This window comes from Nocardiopsis codii (assembly GCF_036327455.1).
Lineage (GTDB): Bacteria > Actinomycetota > Actinomycetes > Streptosporangiales > Streptosporangiaceae > Nocardiopsis > Nocardiopsis codii.
Genome location: NZ_JAUZMY010000016.1, coordinates 38,615 through 61,335, shown reverse-complemented (window position 1 = coordinate 61,335; position 22,721 = coordinate 38,615). Strand labels below are relative to the sequence as shown.

The window sequence follows — 22,721 nt, the reverse complement described above, 5'->3', positions numbered from 1 at the left end:
TTCAATTGTCGCCCGCCAGGCCAGGTCGAGACCACGTCGTGACCCGTGGTTCCGGTGAGATGCTGCGCGCCGGGGCGGGGGCGAGGACGGCCGGTGGGCCTACGGTCGAGCTGGGCCCGTGCCGTGGCGCCGATGGCGTCCTGGGCAGACATTCTAGGGTATTCGTGCGATGTCGCCCACACCTGGTCAAAGTCTGACCAACTACGGTGATTCGTAGTTGCTTCTCGTTACCACGCGGGTTCCACCAAATCGGTCCGTTTGGGCTTCCTGCACCACGTTACCGGTGATTAACTCCAGGTGGGGTGCGCTGCCGCTGGCGTTTCGTGAAGTCCTGTCGGGTGTGTGCCACATGCGGGGCGGCTGTGGAGGTTCAGAAGATCCACCACTGACCCAGGAGGATCGCCACCGACACCCACCCGACGAGCACTCCGGATCCCCTTCGCCGTCGACTGTATGGCGCTCTAGGTGTATGGGCGAATGCAATGCGTAACAAACACAGGTTTGCCTCGGTTTGGTGTCCGTTGGGGTTCCTGTTGACCCGGTTAACGTGGTCGGGTGCGATCTCTGGGACTGACAGCGGGATTCCTGCTCGACATGGTGGTGCCCGACCCGCGGCGGGGGCATCCGGTCGCCCTGTACGGGCGGGCGGCGGGGCGGTGGGAGCGGGTGGTCTACCGCGACTCGGTCGCCGCGGGCACCCTGTTCGCGGCCGGAGCCGTGCTGCCCGTGGTGGGGGCGGGGCTTCTCGTGAGGGGCGCGCCGGCGACGGCCGCCGCGACCTGGGCCGCTCTCGGCGGCAGCATGCTCTGCCGGGAGGCGGAGCGGGTCGCCGACGCCCTGGAGGGCGGAGACCTCGAACGCGCGCGTGAGCTCTTGCCCAACCTGTGCGGACGGGACCCCTCCGGGCTCGACGCCGCCGGGATCGCACGGGCGGTCGTCGAGTCGGTCGCCGAGAACACCTCCGACGCCGTCGTAGGCCCCCTCGTCTGGGGTGCGCTGGGCGGGGTCACAGGGGTGGCGGGCTTCCGGGCGGTCAACACCCTCGACGCCATGGTCGGTCACCGGAACGCGCGCTACGGACGGTTCGGCGCGGCCTCGGCCCGCCTGGACGACGTCGCGGGATGGGGGCCCGCGAGGCTGACCGCGGTGCTGGCCGTCCTGGCCGCGCCCCTGGTCGGCGGCGGTGTGCGCGAGGCGTGGCGGGTGTGGCGGCGCGACGGCGACCGGCACCCCAGCCCCAACGCCGGTCAGTGCGAGGCCGCGTTCGCCGGGGCGCTGGGCAGGACGCTGGGCGGCGCCAACGTGTACGCCGGCCGCGAGGACCGGCGGCCCACGATGGGGGACGGCCCCGCTCCGGGGGTCGAGGACATCCGGAGGGCGGTCCGACTGGCGAAGGCGGTCGGCGTGGGCGCGCTCACCGTGGCTGCCGCGGCGGCGGCCGCAACGGACCCGCCCCCGACCATCCACAGCTCTTCCCGTTCCCCGCGATCGGCCCGCCTCCGGCCCCTCGCGCCCCGTCCTGGGTGTTCTGCCGTGGTCGGACGACCTGGCACGGAGCGCTGGAGAACGACGGATTCCGCCGGGCGTTCCTCACCGGGGTCGCCGCTGTGACGGGGCGGGCCTTCGTCCCGTCCGGCGGAACGGACTGCGCGGCGGCGAGGGAGGCTCGGCTCGACGCCCTGGGTGACCTGGTGGAGCACCGCCTCGACACCGGCGCCGTGTGGCGACTGCTGAGGGAGGGGGCGCCCGCGGGGCTGCGGGTGATCCCCCCGGCCGGGGGGTCGGCGCGGGGGAGTAGCGGCAGCGCCGGCGTTCCCTCCCGGAACAGGGCCCGTACCCCTTGACGGACTGCTCCGCCGCACCCCGTCCCTCCCGCGGGCCGCCGACGCGACAGCCGGTCACCCCGCCCACCCCGTTCCCGGACCACCTTCCGCGGACCACCGTCCCCGGACCCTGTGTGGGAAGGGGCGACAGTCCCGGCTCAGGCGAGGTTGCGGGCGTAGTTCACCTGCTGGTGGATCTGGCCCACCATCCCCGGGTGGGTCACCAGGATCGATGTCGTGTAGTGCTTGTCGTGCCCCTGCACGCTCACCTGCACGTGGCCGGTGGTCTTCTGCTCCTTGACGAGCAGGAAGAGCAGGCCCAGCAGGCAGGTCCACCAGAACACGAGGATCGCCACGATGACCGCCCAGGTGGGGGTGGTCCGCTCGGTGCGGCTCATGTCGTTCACCGTCCACACCGTCCCCCGGATGGGGAAGCGGCCCACCGGGGTGATCACGGTGGTCTGGGAGAACGCGATCTCGCCGATGGCGCCGAGCGGGGCCTCGCCGCCCGCCGGGGGCTGCTGCCCCATGGGGTGGTAGCCGCCCGTCGGCGCGCCGTACGGCTCCATCGCCCCGCCGTGGTGCTGTTCGGGGGGAAGCCCCCATCCGGGGGTCTCACCGCTGGGCTGGTGCCACGGCTCACCCGGGTTGGGGTTGGGGTAGTGGTTCATGCGGCGATTCTGTCAAAGCCGCCGGAAGGCGGGAACGGTCTCGGTGAATCCGGTGCGCTTCCGTCTCCTGCATCCGCGCGGGCGGGGCCGGGTGCGCGCGAAAAGTTGTGGCGGACAGTGGCCGGTTGTGGCCACGCCGTAGTGGCCGCCCCGTGCTTCCCGGGGCGCCTGCCGCGGGGTTCGCCCTGCGTGTGGAGTCGGCCGTCCCAAACCCGCGGTGTGCCCGGAGCGCCGTCCCCGGAGGCCGTAAAACATGAAACTCTTTCGCGATTTCCTTACCCGTGCGTAACATTTCGCTGATCCATCGCCCGCACCCCCAGGTGGTGACAGCTCTTGTTCCCCTCACTCCGCCGACGGCTACGCACCGGTGCCTCGGGCATCGCGCTGGCGGTGACGGCCGCCACCGTCGCCGCACTCCCCGCCACCCCCGCCCTCGCCGAGCCCGGTCCCCTCGCCGACTACTGCGCGCCCGAGGGGTGCCACGACATCCTTCCCCCCGGCCAGAACGGCAGCGCCACCCTGGTCGAGATCCTCGGCCACCAGGTCTTCGGCACCAGGCCCAAGCACTCCTCCAGCCAGCTGGACATGTACGACAACCTCGTCCACCACTACGACGGACTCACCGAGGAGGGCCTGGACGACTTCTTCGTCGACGCCACCTTCGGGGTCGACCCCGACGACGTGGACCGCCGGTACCAGCCGCGCGAGGACGTCACCATCACCCGCGACAAGGGCCACGGGATCCCCCACATCCAGGGCACCACCCGCGAGGGCACCATGTACGGCGCCGGATACGCCGCCGCCGAGGACCGGCTGTTCCTCATGGACGTGCTGCGCCGGGTCGGCCGCGGAGAGCTGACCTCCTTCGCGGGCGGGGCCGAGGGCAACCGCGGACTCGAACAGGACCTGTGGCGCACCGCCCCCTACACGGAGGACGACAAGCAGGTCCAGATCGACCGCGTCGCCGACAGCGGAGAACGCGGCGAGCAGGCGCTCGCCGACGTCGACGCCTACCTCGAAGGAGTCAACTCCTACATCGACGAGGCCGACGGCGGACGCTACTTCCCCGGCGAGTACGTCCTGACCGGGCACAAGGACGCCATCACCAACGCCGGCGAGATCGAGCCCTTCACCCCCACCGACGTGGTCGGCATCGCCGCCATGGTCGGCGGCATCTTCGGCGGGGGTGGCGGCGGCGAGGTCCAGGCGGCCGTCGTCCTCGCCAACTTCCAGGACCGCTACGGGGCCGAGGAGGGCGCCGAGCTCTGGCAGGCCTGGCGGATGGAGAACGACCCCGAGGCCGTGGTCAGCGTCGACGGCGAGTTCCCGTACACCGGGACCCCGGACTCCCCGGTCGGCGAGGTCGCACCGGATCCCGGATCCGTCGAACCCTACGACATCGTCCACGACGAGCACGGCTCCGCTGCGAGCGACGAGACCGCGGACGCGCCCGCACCGCTCGCGAGCGCCGTCGAGGAGCCCGAGGACGGCGCCGAGGCCCCCACCGTCGAGGACCTGCCCCAGGAACAGCAGGACGAACTGGAGCAGATGGTCGAGGACGGGGACCTGTCGGCGGCGGAGGGACTCTTCGACGAGGGCGTGCTCCCCGAGGGCTTCATGGACCCGCGCGGCATGTCCAACGCGCTGCTGGTCTCGGGGGAGCACACCGAGAGCGGCAACCCCGTGGCCGTGATGGGCCCCCAGACCGGCTACTTCTCCCCGCAGCTCCTCATGCTGCAGGAACTCCAGGGGCCGGGCATCAGCGCGCGCGGCGCGTCCTTCGCGGGCGTGAGCTTCTACGTCCAGATGGGGCGGGGCGCCGACTACGCCTGGAGCGCCACCTCGGCGGGCCAGGACATCACCGACACGTTCGCGGTCGAGCTCTGCGAGACCGACGGTTCCGCCCCGAGCACCGCCTCGCGCGCCTACGTGGACACCGCGGGCGACTGCACCGCCTTCGAGGAGCTGAGCGTCACCAACGAGTGGTCCCCCACCGTCGCCGACGGCACACCGGCGGGCGGCTACACGCTGACCTCCCTGCGCTCCGAGTACGGGCTGGTGCAGTCGTTCGCGACCGTGGACGGCGCCCCCGTGGCGTTCACGTCCCTGCGCTCCACGTACATGCGCGAGGTCGACTCCATCATCGGGTTCCAGCGGTTCAACGACCCCGGGGACGTCACCTCGGCGGAGACCTTCACGGAGGCCGCGAGCGACATCGGCTACGCCTTCAACTGGCACTACGTCGACGACGAGGACATCGCGTTCATCAACTCCGGCGCGAACCCGGTGCGCGCCGAGGGGACCAACCCCAACCTGCCCATCGACGCCTACTCGGACGCGGGCTGGTCGGGCTGGGACCCGGTCACGAACGGCGCCGACTACCACCCGCAGGAGGACCACCCGCAGGCCCTCAACCCGGACTACATCGTCAACTGGAACAACAAGCCCGCGCAGGGGTACACGTCCGGCTGGTCCACCGGGTCGGTGCACCGCGGCGACCTGCTCGACAGCAGGGTCTCGGCCCTGGTCGGCAGCGGGCACGAGTTCACCACGGCCTCCCTCACCGGCGTCATGATGGAGGCCGGCGTGGCCGACCTGCGCGCCCAGGAGGTACTCCCGCTGCTGCTGGAGGTCATCGACTCGGCGCCGGTGGAGGACCCCGAGCTGGCCTCCACCGTGGAGGAGCTGCGGTTGTGGCACGAGGCGGGTTCGCTGCGCCGCGAACCCCACCGCGACGCCGGGTACTACGCGTACGCCGACTCCATCCGCGCGCTCGACGCGTGGTGGCCGCTGCTGGTCCGGGCGCAGTTCGAGCCCGAGCTCGGCGAGGACCTGTACACGCAGCTGACCAGGGCCTCCCAGACCGACGAGTCGCCCTCGGGCGCCACCGGCGGGGGAACTCCGGGAAGCGTCAACCAGGGGCAGCCGCACAAGGGCTCCTCGTTCCAGTACGGCTGGTGGTCGTACGTCGACAAGGACCTGCGGACCGTTCTCGGCCAGGACGTCGAGGGTTCGCTGGGCGGCGCCTACTGCGGCGGAGGTGACCTGGACGCCTGCAGGACGGTTCTGCTGGACACCCTCGCCCGGGCCGCGGCCACCCCGGCGGGCGAGGTCTACCCGGGCGACGACCACTGCCCGGCGGGCGACCAGCTGTGCGCGGACACGGTGATCCACCAGGCGGTGGGCGGCATCGGCATGTGGCCGATCGCCTGGCAGAACCGGCCCACGTACCAGCTCGTCTACCAGTTCTCCGGCGGACGGTAGGTCGGGCGGAGCGGACGCGGCTCGCGGTGGCCCCGAGCGGGTGCCACCGGGGGCCGCGTTCGTGTCCGCGCCACGGGTCACGGCCCGGGATCACTGCGCCGGAACATGTGCTTCGCCGGGCTTGTGTGGGTAGCGTTAGAAATACCCGGAACGGAGCGGGAGGGTCTCAGGAATGGATGCCTGGTTGATCTGGCTCATCCTCGCCGTCGGCCTGGGCATCGTCGAGATCCTCACACTCACCTTCGCCCTGGGACTCCTGGCGGTCGCGGCGCTGGTCGCGGCCCTCCTGGGAGCCATCGGACTTCCGCTGGCCGTGCAGATCATCGGGTTCGCCGCGGCCGCGGCGGCCGGACTCTACCTCGTGCGGCCGCTCATGCAACGACAGCTGCACCGAGGACCCGACGCACGGTCGGGTGCGGCGGCCCTCGTCGGGCGCTCCGCACTCGTCCTCCGCGAGATCGACGGGGACAAGGGCAGGATCAAGCTCTCCGGAGAGGAGTGGTCGGCACGGTGTATCGACGAGGACCTGGTGATCCCGGTCGGCGCACGCGTCGACGTCATGGAGATCGACGGAGCCACAGCCGTGGTCTATCCGCGTGAGGCCCTGCCAGGGGGCGCAACCGAGCACACGTCCTGAACGACAGCCACGACCCCGAGGTCAGGTGCTGACATGATCGATCCGACCATCCCCCTCATCATTCTCGCGGTCCTGTTCGTCGCGATCGCCCTCTCCGCGATCCGTATCGTCCCCCAGGCGAGGGCGTACAACATCGAACGCTTCGGCCGCTACATCCGCACCCTCGACCCCGGCCTGAACTTCATCGTCCCGGGCGTCGACCGCGTCAACTCCAAGTTCGACCTGCGCGAGCACGTGTTCAGCTCGCGCCCCCAACCGGTGATCACCCAGGACAACCTGGTCGTCAACATCGACACCGTCCTGTACTACCAGGTCACCGCGCCCAAGGCGGCGGCGTACGAGGTCGCCAACTACATCCAGGCCATCGACCAGTTGACGGTCACCACCCTGCGCAACGTCATCGGCTCGATGGACCTGGAGGAGACACTCACCTCCCGCGAGGAGATCAACACCCGCCTGCGCGGCGTCCTCGACGAGACCACCGGCAAGTGGGGCATCCGCGTCAACAGGGTCGAGATCAAGGCGATCGACCCGCCTCCCACCATCAAGGAGGCGATGGAGAAGCAGATGCGGGCCGACCGCGACAAGCGCGCGGCCATCCTGCACGCCGAGGGCGAGCGCCAGTCCCGCATCCTGAAGGCGGAGGGCGCCCGGCAGCAGGCCATCCTGGAGGCCCAGGGCGACCAGCAGGCCGCCATCCTGCGGGCCGACGGTGAGGCCAAGGCGATCGAGCGCGTGTTCCAGGCGGTGCACGCCAACAACGCCGACGCCAAGCTGCTCGCGTACAAGTACCTGGAGACCCTGCCGAGCCTGGCGCAGGGCGAGGGGAACACGTTCTGGGTCATCCCCGGCGAGTTCACCGAGGCGGTCAAGAACGTCAGCCACGCCTTCGCCGGCGACGCCGCCGACAGCAAGCCGTCCACCGAGAAGAACGGTGACGGGCAGGAGGGCGGGCCCGCCCGGATCACCGGTCCGGACCCGGCCCAGTCCTCGTCGGCGCAGGCCGCGATGGACGCGGCCGAGGCCGCGGAACGAGCGGTCGCGGACGCCCGCGACGACGTCCGCCGCGCCGGGGTGGGCATCGCCGGCTCGCCACCGGAGCCGCGCGAGGAAACCTGAGACCGGAGCCCCGACGGATCCCGGTGAGGGCCGGGGAGGGCGGCGCCGGCGAACGGCCGCACCCTCCCCGCGCACCCGCCGGAGGGGCCGCCGGGGAAGCCCGGCGTCACACCAGCAGGAGCTTGCCCGTGGTCTTCCGGGAGGCCAGGTCGGCGTGTGCGCGCCCGGCGTCGGCCAGCGCGTACCGGCCGCCGACCCGTACGTCCAGGCGTCCCGCCCCCACCAGGTCGAACAGGTCGCGGGCCCTGCCCAGCAGCTCCTCGCGGTCCGCCACGAAGTAGGCCAGCGACGGCCGTGTCAGGTACACCGAGCCGGCCGAGTTGAGGCGCTGCGGGTCCACCGGCGCGACCGCTCCGGAGGACTGACCGAACAGGGCCAGCACACCGCGCGGGCGCAGCGAGTCCAGGCTGGCGTCGAAGGTGTCCCGGCCCACGCCGTCGTAGACCGCGGCCACGCCCTCGCCGCCGGTGAGGGAGCGCACCGCCTCGGCCACCGGGGTCTCGGTGTAGCGGATGACCTCGTCGGCGCCGGCCCCCCTGGCCACGCGCTCCTTCTCCTCCGTGGACACGGTGCCGATGACGCGGGCGCCGCGCTCCTTGGCCAGCTGGGTGACGAGCAGCCCGGTACCGCCCGCCGCCGCGTGCACGAGCACGGTGTCGCCCTCGGCCACCGGGTACACGGAGTGCGTGAGGTAGTGGGCGGTCATGCCCTGGAGGAACAGGGCGGCGGCCTGCTCGGAGGACACCGCGTCGGGGACGGGGACGACCAGTGAGGCCTTGACGGCGGTCCTGTCGGCGTACGCCCCCGGGGCCATCGCCCAACCGACCCGCTGGCCGACGGACAGGTCGGAGACGCCCTCGCCGAGCGCGGCGACCACCCCGGCGGCCTCCATCCCCGGGACGAAGGGGAGGGGGACGTCGTACATGCCGCTGCGCTGGTAGATGTCGATGAAGTTGACCCCGCGGGCCTCCACGTCGATCAGCACCTCGCCGGGACCGGGCACGGGGTCGGCGGTCTCACTCAGCCGCAGAACCTCGGGTCCGCCGTTCTCCTCGATCACGATGGCACGCATGGGTCCACTGCTCCTTTCGGGGTCGGTTCCCGGCATCATGCCAGCCCCGAAGCCGGACGCGTCACGCCGGGGCGGCGTGGCCCACGGGGGCGTGCCCGGTCCCGACGGCTGCTGCCCGTCGGCGATCTCGCCGACGGAGAAGCCGGTGAAGAGCACGCCGAGGGGTTCGTTGCCGGGCCCGGGGCGGGTCGCGACGCCGTAGCCGTCGCGTTCGCGTGGATCCCCCGGACGCAGGGGTGGTCCGCCCGTGTGCCCGTTCGACGCCACAGCAGCGACGAGCCGGTCGCAGGGGCCCCGGGCCGGGTCCGCGGTGCCGGGTGCCGCCCTCGCCGACCGGGAACGCGGTGGGCGTCCTGTTCAGGGGTCTGCGGGGCGCAGCGGCCTGCCGCTGTCCGACATCGGGTGGGTGCCTCGCGGTGGTCGGCGGGGGCGGGCTGCTCCGCGTGCCGATCCCGGCCCGGCAGGGGCACGGGGCGCGGCGCCGTCGTCACATGAGGGGATGCGGAAGTCCCCGAAACAGTTCCGCGGGGCCACTGATGTCGCTAGGATTAGAACACATGTTCGATCGCCCGTTCGCGTCTTCCCCACGAGTGGGCGTCCCGGTGGCGTGCGTCGGGGCTCAGGAGGCGGATGATGCTGAGGGGAAGTGTCGTGGGACGGTACTACGGGGCGGAGGTCACCGTCGTCGAGGACGACGGGCGCCCGGCCCGGTTCACGTGGAACGGAAGGGTGTACGGCGTGCGGAGGATCCTCGACCACTGGGTCACCCTGCGCATGGACTGGACCCCGGTGAGCGGGTCCCAGGTGCCCGAGCGCAGGCACTGGAGGGTGGAGGCCGGAGCGTCCCAGGGCGTGTACGAACTGCGCCACGACACCGCCAGCGGGACCTGGCTGCTCTCCCGGGTATGGGGTTAGGGCGCGGCGTCGGCGCGGGGCGCACCACCCCGTGCCGGCGTCCGGCTTCGGGCCAGGTCGGACGGGAGGAGGCTGTACACGGCCAGGTCCGTCCGGCCCTCGTGCAGCGGCATCGCGCTCCGCTCGACACCCTCGAGGGTGAAACCGGCCCCCTCGGCGACCCGGCGGGAGCCGGTGTTCCCGGTAGCCGCCTTGATCTCCACGCGCAGGAAGCCCTGGTCGATCGCCCACCGGGAGACGGCCACGGCCGCCTCGGTCGCGTACCCGCGGCCGCGCCCCCAGGGGGCCACCCAGTAGCCGACCTCGGTGTTCATGGCGGGCCACAGGGTGCGGACCAGGCCGATGGAGCCGATGAGGCGGCCCGAACCCCTCTCCACCACGGCCCACTGCTGGCCCTCGCCCCCGGTGCGCATGCCCGGGGCGATCTGGCGGCACCACTGCTCGGCGTCCTGGCGGGTGTAGCGCACACCGGGACGGGGGATGGGGATCCACTGTTGGAGTTCGGCGTCGGTGCAGCCGGCGTACACGTCGTCGATGTCGGCCTCGACGAACGCGCGCAGGCGCAGGCGCTCGGTCTCCAGGATTACGGAAGGCAGCATCCGTGCGTGCCGGCTGGTGGACATGCCGTTGTCTCCCCTTGTCAACGGTGCGGAGTGCGCTCACGATACGCGCCCGGACCGATCACCCGGCACGGATCGGCCTTTGGGGGCCGGGTGGCCGGCCCGGCCGCGGCCGTGGTGGATCGAACAGTTCCGAACCCCGCCCGTCCGGGCGGGGCGACCCTCGTGAAAGGCGTTCGGGAATGACCGCGAAAGAGTCGGCCGCCATCCTCCTCCAGTACCTCCAGGGGGCCAGGGAGGCCGTGCTGTGGAAGCTGGACGGCCTGTCGGAGTACGACGTCCGACGACCGGTGACACCGACCGGAACCAACCTTCTGGGCCTGGTCAAGCATCTGGTCAGCGTGGAGTCGGACTACCTGGGAGCCGTGTTCGGGCGCCCCTTCGCCGAACCGGTGCCCTGGGCCGATCCCGACGCTGAGCCCAACACGGACATGTGGGTCACCCCCGACGAGTCGCGCGAGTACATCACCGGCCTGTACCGGCGGGTGTGGGCCCACGGGGACGCCACGGTGGCCGAGCTGGGGCCGGACGCCGTCGGCCACGTGTGGTGGTGGCCGGAGGAGCGGCGCGAGGTGACGGTGTTCCGGGTCCTGGTGCACCTGGTCGCCGAGACCGACCGGCACGCGGGACACGCCGATCTCGTCCGGGAGGCCATCGACGGCGCCGCGGGTCTGGGGCAGGGCAACGACAACCTGCCCGCCGTGGGACAGGGCTGGTGGGAGGAGTACCGGGACCGCGTGGAGCGCGCGGCGCGCGAGGCGGGGGCCGCCGCCGGAGGGGGCGGGTCGTCGGAGCGGTGAGGGGAGGGCGCGGTGCCCCTGCCGGAACGCTCCGGAGGGGCACCGCGCCCGGACCGGCCCACGGGGTGCGCGGCCCGGACGCGAGACGGATCCTCACCGGCCGACCGGGAAGGCCGCCCGTGTGCCGCGAGGACCTCCGACGCCGGTGAACTCGTGCCCGGGGCCGATCCCGGCGCCCGGCCCCGCCGGCCGTACGGGACCGCGGCGGAGGGGACGGGGCCGCGCACTCTCCCGGTCACCGCCTCAGGCGGAACCGCCGATGACGCGGTCGCGGATCGCGGTGTCGAAGACCTCGGCGAACGCGTTTCCGGGGCACTCGGTGGCCAGCCAGTCCCGGTGCCGGGAGAGCGCGTCGCCGGGCGTCACGGCGCCGGTCCCCGGATTCACGTACTCGATCCTCTCCGCGGGGTCGACGCCGGTCACCGCGCACAGCACGCGCAGCACGACGACGAGGGCGTCCTGCGCCGCCCGGGTGGGCGGCTCCGCCGTGAAGTCCCCGAGCAGGCACACGCCCACGTTGCCGTGGTTGAAGCCGAAGGCGTGCCCGGCGGTCACCGCACGCGCCCCGCGCGGGGACGGCGGCCCGGAGAACACGGGCACGCCGTCGTCGCCCGAGTGGCGGCCCTCGTAGACCGTTCCGTCCGGGTCGATGAGCACGTGGTAGCCGATGTCGCCCCACGCCTGCTCGACCGCGTGCAGGTAGTAGACGGCGCGCACGTCCGCCGCGGGATCGTCCCCGGTCGGCATGGCGGTGTGGTGCACGGTCAACGCCTGCACCCGGTGGAACTCGGGGGCCCACAGGTCGTTGCCCTCGTCGTCGAAGCGCCACGACTCGTCGGCACCCCATCCGGCCCGTGTGCGGAACGGGATCGACGCGCGGGAGGCCGGCGCGTCGGAGGACTCCGAGGACAGGGACACCCGCTCGGGCCCGCCCAGGCGGAGTCCCTCGCCGTCGGCGAGGTTCACGGCGGCGGTGCCCCCCTGGCCCTCCTGCGAGCGGACCTCGTACCCGACGGCGCCCTCCGGTGCGCGCGCCAGGGCGGCGGCGACCGGCTCGCGGTCGTCGCGTCCCTCGGTGTGCAGGTGGACGGGCCGCCAGGGGCCGAGACCGTCGGCGGTCTCGAACCGGATCGCCGTGTCGGTGTCGCCGGGACGGCCCGTGACCGTCACCACGTCGAAGCGCCGCTCGGGCCGCACCAGCCCTTCGGCGGCGGAGCGCTCCGCCAGGACCCGGGGGGCCGTGTCGCCGGGGGCCGTTCCGGCCAGGGCGGGGCGGGGGGAGGGCAGGGCGGTGCCCAGCACGGCCAGGCCCGCCGCGGCGGTCGTACCGGAGAGGAAGGTGCGCCTGTGCATCGTGTGTCCATTCTGTTCGGAACGATCGACTGCGGGTCGCACTCGCCGGGGGCAGGGGGAGTGCCGACACCCTGGCACAGGCGGGTCTCCGGGGGCACTCGGGACCGGATGCGGGACGAGCGGACCTCCCAGAGCAGTAGAGAACGGTCGGATATGTCGTAGTGTGCGGTGGTTTCGCGGATGTGATGGATCCCGGCGGAGCGGGGGCGCGCATGAGCGTGAAGAGGGAACACGCGACGGGGAGCCGGCCCGAGGACGGGGGCACGCCGTCCGCGGACGTCCCCCCCCGGAGGGAGGACCTGCGCCACCACGGGGACGCCGAGGTCGGCGCCGGGCTCCTCGACTTCGCCGTGAACGTGCGCGGCGCCGCTCCGCCGGACTGGCTCCGGCGGCGCGTCGCCGAATCACTGGACGGCCTCGGGGCCTACCCCGACCCCGCCCGGGCGCGGGCGGCGGTCGCCCGGCGCCACGGCCGCACCGAGGGCGAGGTCCTGCTGACGTCCGTGGCCGCGGAGGCGTGCGTCCTGCTCGCGCGGGCGCTCGCCCCCAGGCGGGCGGTGGTCGTGCACCTCCAGTTCACCGAGCCCGAGGTCGCCCTGCGCGTCCTCCTCCGCGCGCTCGGGGGGCATGGGCGGACGAAAAGCCCGTAAGGGGGCGAACCCAAGTCGGTCGGACAGGCTCTGACCTGGCATGGAGGGGTACGGGGCGTCCGTACCACCCGCGTGCCCACGCGGTCTCTGGCACAGTTGGTGGTGACTTGGGGACCCCGGCGACGGAGCCGGGGCCGACTGGCCGGGGGTCCTGGGACCCGTGCGAGCGGTCGCACACCGCGGACTACGCTTACCGGTCTGTGCCGGAGCAGGCGGGACGGGCAGTCGACATACCTCTCTCGGGGAGCGATCATGACCAACGATGACCGCGGGGACGCCCGGAGCGGCGGGGACGGCGAGCACGAGCCGTCCCGCTGGAGGAGCGGGAAACCCGCTCCAGGGCTCGGTTCCCGCATCGGCGGCCTGCTGGACGGGCTTCCCGAGAGCGGGCGCGGAACCCAGGCGCGGGCGCCGCACGGCGCGGCGGGCTCAGCCAACCCGTTCCGTTCGAGGGATCCCGCGCCCCCGCCGCCCGCGCCCGAACCCCCGGAGGCAGGGGAGCCGGTAGCGGACGCCTCTCCGGCCGCTCCAGAGCCCGAGCTTGCTCCCGAGCCCGAGCCCGCCCCCGAACCGCCGGATCCCGCCTCGGCGAGCGCGCCCCCCGCGGTCGCGCCCCCGCCCTCGGGGCCCCCGCTCCGGCCCAACGTGATCCCCTTCCGCGGGGACCGCGTCCCGTCGGCCGCCACCGGGCCACGGCCCCCCGCCGCGCAGACCGCGAACCACGGACAGGCGGACCAGCACCCCGCGACCACCGAGCCGGAACAGAGCATGTACGCACACGAAGCAGCCGCGCCCCCTCCCGGGCCGCAGCACCCCGGGCCGTCACGGCCCGCACCCCGTCCCGCCCAGGCCGCGCCCGCTCCCGGGGCGGCGCACGCCCAGGCCCCCGCCGGGGCCGGCGGCCGACCGGGCCACGCCTTCGACGACGCCGAGCGCGCCGCCGTCTACCGCGCCATCCGCGAGCGGCGCGACGTCCAGGCGGGCTTCCGCCCGGACCCCGTCCCCCACGACGTGCTCACGCGGGTCCTCGAGGCAGCCCACCAGGCGCCGAGCGCCGGCCACTCGCAGCCGTGGGACTTCGTCGTCGTCCAGGACCCCGTCCTGCGCGCCCGCGTCCGCGACCTCGCCCTCACGGAGCGGGAGGAGCAGGCGGGCGCCCCGACCGGAGCGGACGGCCGCGACCTCCCGGGGCCCGACGCCGCCCTCGACGCGCCGATCAACATCGCCGTGACCGTCGATCCCACCCGGGGCGCCCTGCACGCACCGGGTCGCCACGCCAAGCCCATGAGCGCGTCCCACGCGGCGGCGCTCGCCGTGGAGAACCTCTGGATCGCCGCCCGGGCCGAGGGGCTCGGCGTCGGCTGGGTGGGACATGTCGGCGAACCCGACATCGCCCGCGCCCTCGAACTCCCCTCGTACCTCGACGTGGTCGCGTACCTGTGCGTCGGCCTCGTCGAGGAGTTCCCCACCGAGCCCGAGCCCGGCCCGACCGGCCGGGGGGAGGGACGCCCCCTGTCCTGGGCGGTGCACCACGACCGCTACGGCCGCCGCGGTCTGCCCGGCCAGGAGCCGACGACCCTGCTGGAGGAGACCATCACCGCCATCGGAGCGCTGAACACCCGCGCGGTGGAGGAGGCCCGGGACCGGCAGAACCGGATGACCAAACCGCCGGGCTCCCTCGGGATCCTGGAGGACGTCTCGGCCCAGCTCGCCGGTCTCGCCGGGGAGTGCCCCCCGCCGATCCCCGCCCCCGCCGCCGTCGCCGTGTTCGCGGGCGACCACGGGGTGCACGCCCAGGGGGTGAGCCCCTGGCCCCAGGAGGTCACCGCCCAGATGGTGCACAACTTCCTGGAGGGCGGGGCGGTCGTCAACGCCTTCGCCCAGCAGGTGGGCGCCGAGGTGACCGTGGTGGACGTCGGTGTGGTCGGCGACCTCCCCCGCGCCGCCGGGCTGCTGTCCCGCAAGGTCGCGCGCGGAACGGCGGACTTCACCCGGGGGCCCGCGATGACCCGAGAACAGGCCCTCCAGGCCCTGGAGGGCGGCATCGAGATCGCCCGCGACCTGGTGTCGGCGGGCAACCGGTGCCTGGTCACCGGGGACATGGGGATCGCCAACACCACCCCGGCCGCGGCCCTGGTCTGCGCCTTCACCGGAGCGGACCCGGCGCAGGCCACGGGCCGGGGCACCGGCGTGGACGACGCCACGTACGAGCACAAGGTCGACGTGGTGCGGCGCGCCCTGGCCGCCAACCCCGTCGACCACGAGGACCCCATCGGCACCCTGGCCGCGCTGGGAGGCCTGGAGCACGCCGCCCTGACCGGTTTCGTCCTGGGCGCCGCCGCCCTGCGCGTCCCGGTCCTGCTGGACGGGGTCATCGCGGGATCGGCGGCGCTGGCCGCCGCCGCCATCTCCCCGGACGCGCTCAGCGCCTGCTTCGCCGGACACCGGTCGAGCGAGCCCGGCCACTCCCTGACCCTGGAGCACCTGGGGCTGTACCCCCTCGTCGACCTGGAGCTGCGCCTGGGCGAGGGCTCCGGCGCGCTGCTGGCGCTGCCCCTGCTCCAGGCCGCCGCGCGGGCGCTGCGCGACGTCGCCACCTTCGACGACGCGGGGGTCTCCACCGCCCACCCGTAGGACCCGCTCGCGGGGACGCCGCCCACCGGCGGCGGCGTCCCCGGGGTTCCCCCCCGGGGGCGTGATCGCGGGGGACGGGCGCCGGACCGCGTGTGCCGACGGCCCACGGGGTGCGCGGCACCGGACGCGGCTTCAAAGTCTCCGCCGATTTCTTGTGCCGGTCCACAGGCGACGCGCGGCCCGACCGCCGATACGTTTCCACTGGCAGCGAGTACATCCAGCCAGGGAGACGTCATGAACCTGCTCATCACCGGAATCACCACCCAGTCCTCGATCGCCTACGCGATCACGGAGGAGGCCATGCGGCAGGGGCACTCGGTGATCCTCACCAACCCGCCGGGGAGGCCCCTGTCCATCCTGGAACGGGTCGCCAAGCGCCTGCCCGCCGAGCCCGTCGACATCCTGCCCATGGACGTCACCGACCCCGAGCAGATCAGCGCCACCGCCAAGGCCGTGGCCGAGCACTGGGACCACGTGGACGGCGTCCTGCACGCCATCGCGTACGCTCCCGAGGCCGCGCTGGGCGGCAACTTCCTCAACACCGCCTGGGAGGACGTCGCCACGGCAGTCCACGTCTCGGGCTTCTCGCTCAAGGCCGTCGCCGTCGGCTTCCGCGACCTGATGGCGGCAGCCCCCGACGGTTCCGGCGTGGTCTCCCTCACCTTCGACGCGAGCGTCGCCTGGCCCGTCTACGACTGGATGGGCTCCGCCAAGGCCGTCCTGGAGAACAGCACGAAGTACCTGGCCCGCGACCTCGGCGGCGAAGGCATCCGCGTCAACGCCATCTCGGCGGGCCCGATCAAGTCCCTCGCCGGGGGGTCCATCCCCGGGTTCTCCCAGATCGCCGACTCCTGGGGCGAGAACGCCCCGCTGGGCTGGGACACCAAGGACGCCTCCGTGGTCGCCGGACCCGCCCTGTTCCTCATGTCCCCCGCCTCGCGCGGCATCACCGGCTCGGTGGTGCACGTCGACGGCGGGTACCACGCCATGGGCGCGCCCCTCGCCTGAGCACCGGGCCGGTGTGCGGACGGACCGGACCGCCTCCGGTGCGTGGCGGCTCACACCCTCCGAGCGCGCGGGTTTACCAAGGTGTAACACCGCTTTGACAAGGTGAACCGGAGCAATCGCCGCACATCGCCGGCGGCCGGTGCACCTTGCCGCCGGCACCCCGCCGTCGTCGCCGGGGGCCGGAACCGACGACCGAAGGGGCGCGACCCGTGACCTATCTCCTTGGTTTGCGCATGCGAGGCCGTGACGTGCTCGTCGTCGGCGGCGGCAGGGTCGCCCAACGCCGGATCCCCGTGCTGGTCGAAGCGGGTGCGCGGGTCACCCTCCTGGCCCCCGCGGTGTCCGCGGCGCTGGAGGACCTGGCCGCCGCCGGACACCTCACCTGGCTCCGGCGGGCCTACGCCCCCGGCGACGTCACCGGTCCGGAGGCCCCCGCGTACTGGCTCGTCCACGCCGCCACCGACGACCCGGCCGTCAACGCCGCCGTCGCGGAGGAGGCGGAGGGCGCCCGCGTGTGGTGCGTGCGCGCCGACGACCGCCACGCCTCCTCGGCCTGGACCCCCGCCAGCGGCACCGCCAACGGCATCACGGTCGGCGTCGTCGCCTCGGGCGACCCCCGCAGGTCCGCGGGGCTGCGCGACGCCATCACCGAGGGCCTCGCCGACGGCACCCTCGACGCCCGGCGCGGACGCGAGCGTCTCCGCGGCGTCGCGCTGGTCGGAGGCGGACCCGGTGATCCCGGTCTGATCACGGTTCGGGGACAACAACTGCTCTCCCAGGCCGACGTCGTGGTCGTCGACCGGCTCGCCCCGACCTCCCTCCTTGACCGCCTGCCCGCCGACGTCGAGATCGTCGACGCCTCCAAGATCCCCTACGGCCGTTCCATGACGCAGGAGGACATCAACGAGGTCCTGGTCACCCGCGCGCAACAGGGGCGGTTCGTGGTCCGGCTCAAGGGGGGCGACTCCTTCCTGTTCGGACGGGGAGGAGAGGAGGCCGCCGCCTGCGCGGAGGCCGGGGTCCCGGTCATCGCGGTGCCCGGAGTGACCAGCGCCCTCGCCGCTCCGGCGAGCGCGGGGATCCCCGCCACCCACCGCGGCGTCGCCCAGGACGTGCACATCGTCTCCGCGCACGTCCCCCCGGGTGACAGCCGGTCGACGGTGGACTGGGCCGGGCTCGCCGCCGCGGGGGGCACCGTCATCGTCCTCATGGGCGTCGAGCGCATCGAGGCGATCGCGGAGGCCCTCGTCTCCCACGGGCGCTCCGCCGACACGCCCGTGGCCGTGGTGCAGGAGGCCACACTGCCGGGGCAGCGAACGGTGACGGGTACGCTGGCCACCATCGCCGCCGCGGCCCGTTCGGCCGAAGTGCGGCCGCCCGCGGTGGTGATCATCGGAGAAGTGGTCAAAACAGCGCGGGATCTTGACATACTGCACACGGGAAACCAGTTCGAGCCCGATCGACTGGCGACCGGGCGCGACCCCCAGTGAGGCCCTCGCCGTCGGCGCCCGTCGCCCGCTCGGTGGGGGACCGCCAGTACCGATGAGGAGGGCATACCGATCATGACCCGGCCGTCGGCCGCACCGGACACCACGGGTGACGGTGCCTCGGACCGGTTCGGAACCGGACCGGCCGCCACCTCAGACCAGACCGCCGAGGGTTCCGACGCCGTGTCCGGCGCGGACCCCCAGGACATCGCCGAGGCCCGCCGCGGCCCCACGGTCCCCGTTGCCGCGGGACCGGCCAAACACCGTGCCCCCGCACCGGACGACACCCGTTTCGACCAGGTCCTGGAAACACTGCGCAAGCACATCCGCGACCTGGAGTTCGCCGAGGGGCTGCCCCACGCGGAGGAGGGCCGCACCCTCCAGGCCGACGTCCTGGCCCAGCTGTCCGACTACGTCCTGCCCCGGGTCCGCCGCCCCGACATCCCCCTGCTGATCGCGGTCGCGGGATCCACCGGTGCGGGCAAGTCCACCCTGGTCAACAGTCTCGTCGGCGAGCAGGTCACCACCACCGGCGTGCGCCGACCCACCACCAACAGCCCCGTCCTCGCCTGCAACCCCGCCGACGTCGACTGGTTCAGCGAGGCCTCGTTCATCCCGTCCCTGCCGCGCGTGCGCCAGCAGGGCCTGGCCATGCCGGGCAAGGACGGCATGCTGGTGCTCGCCGCGACCGAGGCCATGCCCCCGGGCGTGGCCCTGCTCGACACCCCGGACGTCGACTCCGCCGTCGCCGCCCACCACGAGTTCGCGGCCAAGTTCCTGGACGCCGCGGACCTGTGGGTGTTCGTCACCACCAGCACCCGCTACGCCGACGCCCGCGTATGGGAGTTCCTCCAGGTCGCGCGCGACCGCGACACCTCGCTGGCCGTCGTGCTCTCCCGGGTGCCGCGCCGAGGCCGCCGCATGCTCCTGGACCACTTCGGCGCGATGCTCGAGGCCAACGGGCTGGGCAGCGCCGCCCGGTTCGCCATCCCCGAGACCGACCAGGTCCGGGGGGAGCGCTTCACCGCCAACGTGGCCGACCACATCCGCGACTACCTCGCGGACGTGGCGGGTGAGGCGGAGAAGCGGGACAGGGTCTCCCGTCGCACGTTCATCGGCGTCATCGACAGCTTCCGCACGCGCGTGCCCGAACTCGCACGCCAGGTGGAGGCCCAGATCGAGACCGGGCGCACGCTCTCCACCGCCGTGGACGACTCCTACGAGGGAGTCCGGCGCCGTGTGGACACGAGCCTGGTCGACGGCTCCCTCCTGCGCGGTTCGCTCCTGGCGCGCTGGCAGGAGGTCGCCGCGAGCGGCGAGCTCGCCAAGAGCCTGCGCATGCGCGGCAGCCGTGCCCGACGGGGAGGACGGGCCGAACAGGCGGAGCGGGGCCAGCGGGTGAGCGCCCTGGAACGCGCCGTCCGCGACGCCCTGGAGGCCATGGTGGTCTCCGCCTGCGAACGCGCCTCCGACGAGATCGAACAGAAGTGGCGCGAGGTGCCCGGAGGCGGGGACCTCGCGGCCAAGGCCCTCGACCAGCCCGGCACCGGTCTGCTGTCACAGCAGATCCGCCAGGAGATCGCCGAGTGGCAGAACGACGTCGCCGAGATGACCACGGTCAGCGGGGCCACCAAGCGCTCCGTCGCCCGGTTCGTCACCTTCGACCGCGACATCGTCGCCCTCGTCCTGATCATCGACCTGCTCGGCTACGAGCGGTCCCGATCCGGAGGCGGCGCACACGCCGCCGACACCTCCGGCCCCTCTCCGCAGCGCCTGCTCAAGGGGCTGTTCGGCGCCCAGTCACTGCGAAGCATTGGCGAAACCGCACGGGACAACCTGCGTCAGCGCGTCCTCGGGCTGCTCGATCGCGAGCGCGTGCCCTTCGACAGCGCCCTGGCGAAGGCCGGAATCCCGTCCGAGGACAGCGCAGTCCAGCTCTATCAGGCCACGTACAACCTTGAGATAGCACGATGACGACTCAGTGGAACCCCGCGCAGGCGCAAGGGGACTACGACGCGGCCGACGGCCGCGCCGAGGCCGAGGACCGCGAGAGCGGGAGGCCCGGTCCCCCCGCCCGCGGCGGGCGCACCCCGCAGGACGAACCGGTGCGGTCCGAAGGCGGACCGTGGCGCGGGTACACCGTGCCCGTTCCCGAGCACCCCGACCACGCCGACGCCTCGGACGACGGTGCCGAGGAACCCTCCTACGACGGCATCACCGGCTACCCGGACCCGTCCGGCGCCGCCGTGCCGCGGGAGGCCCCCGAAGGCGTCGCGGACACGTCGGGGGAGGGCTCCGGCACTCCAGGTGAGACCGGGCCCCCGGACGGGCCCGCACGGCGCTCCGGGCGGCACGCGCGGCACTCCGCGCCCTCCGAGACGGGTGCCCGCCGGACCGAGCGCTTCGGCCGTTCCGCCCGGGCCGACACGCCCGTCGGTGCGGAGGGCGACGTCCTCGCCGCCGACCCGGACGGCATCACCCCGGAGGACCCCGACGGACTCGCCGGGTGGGTGGGGAGCCTCGCCGAGGCGGCCGACGACACCCGTATCGCCGGTCGCACGACCGGCGCGTTCCCGATCGTGGGCCGGCGCGGGGACGCCGCGGCCGGCGACGCCGAACCCTCCCGCGCGCGCCGCGGCCCCGCGCCGGACGGGCCCCCGGACGGCGCGTCCCGCACGGACAGCGCGTCCCGCACGGACGGCGCGGACGGGGCTCCCGAGGACGACGGACCGGTACCCGAGGACGCGTCCGACACCGGGGCCGCGGCCTCCGAGCCGGACGGCCCCGAACCCCTGCCCCGCCGGGTCCCCGGGCCCTCGGCGGTCTCCGGAGCCTTCCGCGCGATCGGCCCCGACACCGTCGCGGCCGACTCCGAGCCCGAGGGGACGGCCGGCGACGACGGGACGGAGGACGACGAGGAGTACCGCCCCACCACCCACGACGAGTGGGAGGCGACCCCGTCGACGAGCAGGGCCGAGCTCATCGAGCGCCTCGACGCCCTGTCCACGCTGACCGAGATGGGCCAGGACGACCTGCCCGCGGAGCTCACGGCACGGGCCACCCAGCTGCTCGACCACGCGGGAGCCCGGCTGCGGCTGTCCGCCGAGCACACCGTGGTCGCTCTCGCCGGCGGCACCGGCAGCGGAAAGTCCTCCCTGTTCAACGCCCTGTGCGGGCTCGAACTCTCCCAGACCGGCGTCACCCGGCCCACCACCTCCAAGGCGCACGCCTGCGTGTGGGGGCACGAGGGGGCCGACGCGCTCCTGAGCTGGCTGGGCGTCCCCAACCGCTACCGGCACTCGCGTACCAGCGTCCTGGACTCCGGCAACTCCGAGCTGACCGGGCTGGTCCTGCTCGACCTGCCCGACCACGACTCCGTGCGCAGCATGCACACCGCCGAGGCCGACCGGCTGATCGGCTCGGTCGACCTCCTGGTGTGGGTCCTGGACCCGCAGAAGTACGCGGACGCGGCCGTGCACCACCGCTACCTGGCCAGGATGGCCGGGCACGGGGCGGTCACCGTCGCCGTCCTCAACCAGGTGGACAAGGTGCAGCCCGACGAGTTGGAGGAGCTGCTCACCGACCTGCGCCGCCTGCTGGAGTCCGAGTCCGGCGTGCATCCGCGCGTCATCACCACGTCCACGGTCACCGACCAGGGCATCCGTGACGTGCGCGGTTTCCTCGCCGAGACGGTGCGCGAACGCCGCGCCCTGGTGGACCGGCTCGTCGCCGACCTCGACCAGGTCGTCGAGCCCTTCGAGGAGTTCCGCGGCGAGGGGGACATCCCCGAGACGGTGTCCGCCGACGTGCGGACCCGGATCCAGGACGGCCTCGCCGGTGCCGCGGGGGTGACCGCCGTCGCCGACGTGACCGAGACCAACGACGTCAGACGCGGCAGGCGCAGGGTCGGCTGGCCGGTGGCCCGCCGGGCCGCCAGGCTCCGCAAGGACCCCCTGGCCGCGGTGCAGCTCGACTTCCTGCGCCACGACAGCGAGAACGGTGTCCGCGGCCCGGTGGACGCGCAGGTGGCCGAGTTGGAGACCGTCCTCGGGGAGGCCGCGGACGCGGTCTCGAAGGGCATGCCCGCACCCTGGCGGCGCCGGATGCGCACCGCCGCGCGCAGCGGGGTGCCCGAACTCCCGGCGGAACTCGGGGAGGCCGTCTCGGCGGCCGTCGGCGACCCCGAGCTGAGCCCCGGGTGGTGGAAGCTCGCCCGCACCGCCCAGTACGCCCTGCTCGCGGTAGCCGGGATCGCCCTGGCCTGGGCGGTCGTCTCGGTGCTCAGCTGGCTCGGCGGCGGCATCACCGGACTGGTGGTCTTCGACGACCCGGTCTTCGCCGCCTACTCGGGCGCCGTGGTGGTCGCGGCGCTGCTGGTCGGCTGGCTGACCGGGGTCGGCTGCGGCAACCTCGTGGAGGTGGCCGCCGTCCAGCGCCGTGAGGACGTGGAGCGCAAGGCCCAGACCAGGGTCCGGGACATCACCGGGCTCAGGGTGGTGGAGCCGATGGAGGCGGAACTCGCGAGGTACCGGGCGTTCCGGTCCGCCTACGAGGTGGCCGTGGCGGCGGACGGGGCCTGAGCGGAGGGCCGGTGCGGAGGGGCTTGTGCGCGAGGTGGAGCGTGACCGCGGCCGGTCGCCGGACCGGGGGCCCGGGGGCGGGCGGCAT

General features: G+C 73.6%; 14 protein-coding genes and 2 pseudogenes. 12 read left to right on the top strand and 4 right to left on the bottom strand.

Annotation, left to right across the window (positions count from 1 at the left end; translation table 11 throughout):
- Window positions 1–555 precede the first annotated feature (555 nt).
- Window positions 556–1,437 (top strand): annotated as a pseudogene (locus Q8791_RS16970) (cobalamin biosynthesis protein); the annotation flags it as partial.
- Window positions 1,438–1,981: 544 nt separating this feature from the next.
- Here Q8791_RS16970 and Q8791_RS16960 read toward each other — a convergent pair.
- A complete protein-coding gene (locus Q8791_RS16960) occupies window positions 1,982–2,494 on the bottom strand; it encodes a hypothetical protein (protein ID WP_330092688.1) in 513 nt (170 codons plus the stop codon).
- Between the two features lie 333 nt (window positions 2,495–2,827).
- On the opposite strand from Q8791_RS16960, the gene Q8791_RS16955 reads away from it, so the two are divergent.
- From Q8791_RS16955 to Q8791_RS16945, 3 genes are all read left to right on the top strand, one after another.
- The gene (locus Q8791_RS16955; RefSeq protein WP_330092687.1) at window positions 2,828–5,758 is read left to right on the top strand and encodes a penicillin acylase family protein; all 2,931 of its coding nucleotides are present in this window, start codon (window positions 2,828–2,830) and stop codon (window positions 5,756–5,758) included.
- A 172-nt stretch (window positions 5,759–5,930) separates the two neighbouring features.
- Window positions 5,931–6,395, top strand: a complete 465-nt coding sequence (locus tag Q8791_RS16950; RefSeq protein WP_330092686.1) for an NfeD family protein — start codon at window positions 5,931–5,933, stop codon at window positions 6,393–6,395.
- Window positions 6,396–6,431: 36 nt separating this feature from the next.
- Window positions 6,432–7,514 carry an SPFH domain-containing protein gene (locus Q8791_RS16945; protein ID WP_330092785.1) on the top strand — a complete coding sequence of 361 codons (1,083 nt, stop codon included), beginning with the start codon at window positions 6,432–6,434 and terminating at the stop codon, window positions 7,512–7,514.
- A 106-nt stretch (window positions 7,515–7,620) separates the two neighbouring features.
- Here Q8791_RS16945 and Q8791_RS16940 read toward each other — a convergent pair whose 3' ends face one another.
- Complete coding sequence (locus Q8791_RS16940) at window positions 7,621–8,586, bottom strand: quinone oxidoreductase family protein (protein WP_330092685.1); 966 nt, start codon at window positions 8,584–8,586, stop codon at window positions 7,621–7,623.
- Window positions 8,587–9,216: 630 nt separating this feature from the next.
- Here Q8791_RS16940 and Q8791_RS16935 point away from each other — a divergent pair.
- The gene (locus tag Q8791_RS16935; RefSeq protein ID WP_407942012.1) at window positions 9,217–9,501 is read left to right on the top strand and encodes a DUF6504 family protein; all 285 of its coding nucleotides are present in this window, start codon (window positions 9,217–9,219) and stop codon (window positions 9,499–9,501) included.
- Here Q8791_RS16935 and Q8791_RS16930 read toward each other — a convergent pair.
- Complete coding sequence (locus tag Q8791_RS16930; RefSeq protein ID WP_330092683.1) at window positions 9,498–10,124, bottom strand: GNAT family N-acetyltransferase; 627 nt, start codon at window positions 10,122–10,124, stop codon at window positions 9,498–9,500. The genes Q8791_RS16935 and Q8791_RS16930 overlap by 4 nt on opposite strands.
- Window positions 10,125–10,303: 179 nt before the next feature.
- On the opposite strand from Q8791_RS16930, the gene Q8791_RS16925 reads away from it, so the two are divergent.
- Window positions 10,304–10,921, top strand: coding sequence for a DinB family protein (locus Q8791_RS16925; RefSeq protein ID WP_330092682.1), 618 nt, complete (start codon window positions 10,304–10,306; stop codon window positions 10,919–10,921).
- 243 nt (window positions 10,922–11,164) lie between these two features.
- On the opposite strand, the gene Q8791_RS16920 is transcribed toward Q8791_RS16925, so the two are convergent.
- Entirely contained in the window at window positions 11,165–12,274 is a 1,110-nt protein-coding gene (locus Q8791_RS16920) for a peptidoglycan recognition protein family protein (RefSeq protein WP_330092681.1), read from the bottom strand.
- Between the two features lie 299 nt (window positions 12,275–12,573).
- On the opposite strand from Q8791_RS16920, the pseudogene Q8791_RS16915 reads away from it, so the two are divergent.
- The 6 genes and pseudogenes from Q8791_RS16915 to Q8791_RS16890 form a co-directional block, all read left to right on the top strand.
- A pseudogene (locus Q8791_RS16915) lies at window positions 12,574–12,876 on the top strand (Rv2231c family pyridoxal phosphate-dependent protein CobC); the annotation flags it as partial.
- 300 nt (window positions 12,877–13,176) lie between these two features.
- A complete protein-coding gene (cobT, locus tag Q8791_RS16910) occupies window positions 13,177–15,558 on the top strand; it encodes a nicotinate-nucleotide--dimethylbenzimidazole phosphoribosyltransferase (protein ID WP_330092680.1) in 2,382 nt (793 codons plus the stop codon).
- 234 nt (window positions 15,559–15,792) lie between these two features.
- A complete protein-coding gene (fabI, locus tag Q8791_RS16905) occupies window positions 15,793–16,566 on the top strand; it encodes an enoyl-ACP reductase FabI (RefSeq protein WP_330092679.1) in 774 nt (257 codons plus the stop codon).
- A 209-nt stretch (window positions 16,567–16,775) separates the two neighbouring features.
- The gene (cobA, locus tag Q8791_RS16900) at window positions 16,776–18,056 is read left to right on the top strand and encodes a uroporphyrinogen-III C-methyltransferase (protein ID WP_330092678.1); all 1,281 of its coding nucleotides are present in this window, start codon (window positions 16,776–16,778) and stop codon (window positions 18,054–18,056) included.
- Window positions 18,057–18,128: 72 nt separating this feature from the next.
- On the top strand, window positions 18,129–20,027 hold the full coding sequence (locus tag Q8791_RS16895; protein WP_330092677.1) for a dynamin family protein: 1,899 nt from the start codon (window positions 18,129–18,131) through the stop codon (window positions 20,025–20,027).
- Entirely contained in the window at window positions 20,024–22,633 is a 2,610-nt protein-coding gene (locus Q8791_RS16890; RefSeq protein ID WP_330092676.1) for a GTPase, read from the top strand. Before Q8791_RS16895 ends, Q8791_RS16890 begins: the two co-directional genes overlap by 4 nt.
- Window positions 22,634–22,721 lie beyond the last annotated feature (88 nt).

Excerpts from the sequence above, each read along its gene's own strand:
- Q8791_RS16890 (WP_330092676.1), top strand. The coding sequence starts at position 20,024 with ATGACGACTCAGTGGAACCCCGCGCAGGCGCAAGGGGACTACGACGCG.
- Q8791_RS16930 (WP_330092683.1), bottom strand. The coding sequence starts at position 10,124 with ATGTCCACCAGCCGGCACGCACGGATGCTGCCTTCCGTAATCCTGGAG.
- Q8791_RS16940 (WP_330092685.1), bottom strand. The coding sequence starts at position 8,586 with ATGCGTGCCATCGTGATCGAGGAGAACGGCGGACCCGAGGTTCTGCGG.
- fabI (WP_330092679.1), top strand. The coding sequence starts at position 15,793 with ATGAACCTGCTCATCACCGGAATCACCACCCAGTCCTCGATCGCCTAC.
- cobT (WP_330092680.1), top strand. The coding sequence starts at position 13,177 with ATGACCAACGATGACCGCGGGGACGCCCGGAGCGGCGGGGACGGCGAG.
- Q8791_RS16935 (WP_407942012.1), top strand. The coding sequence starts at position 9,217 with ATGATGCTGAGGGGAAGTGTCGTGGGACGGTACTACGGGGCGGAGGTC.
- Q8791_RS16925 (WP_330092682.1), top strand. The coding sequence starts at position 10,304 with ATGACCGCGAAAGAGTCGGCCGCCATCCTCCTCCAGTACCTCCAGGGG.
- Q8791_RS16950 (WP_330092686.1), top strand. The coding sequence starts at position 5,931 with ATGGATGCCTGGTTGATCTGGCTCATCCTCGCCGTCGGCCTGGGCATC.
- Q8791_RS16895 (WP_330092677.1), top strand. The coding sequence starts at position 18,129 with ATGACCCGGCCGTCGGCCGCACCGGACACCACGGGTGACGGTGCCTCG.
- Q8791_RS16960 (WP_330092688.1), bottom strand. The coding sequence starts at position 2,494 with ATGAACCACTACCCCAACCCCAACCCGGGTGAGCCGTGGCACCAGCCC.
- Q8791_RS16920 (WP_330092681.1), bottom strand. The coding sequence starts at position 12,274 with ATGCACAGGCGCACCTTCCTCTCCGGTACGACCGCCGCGGCGGGCCTG.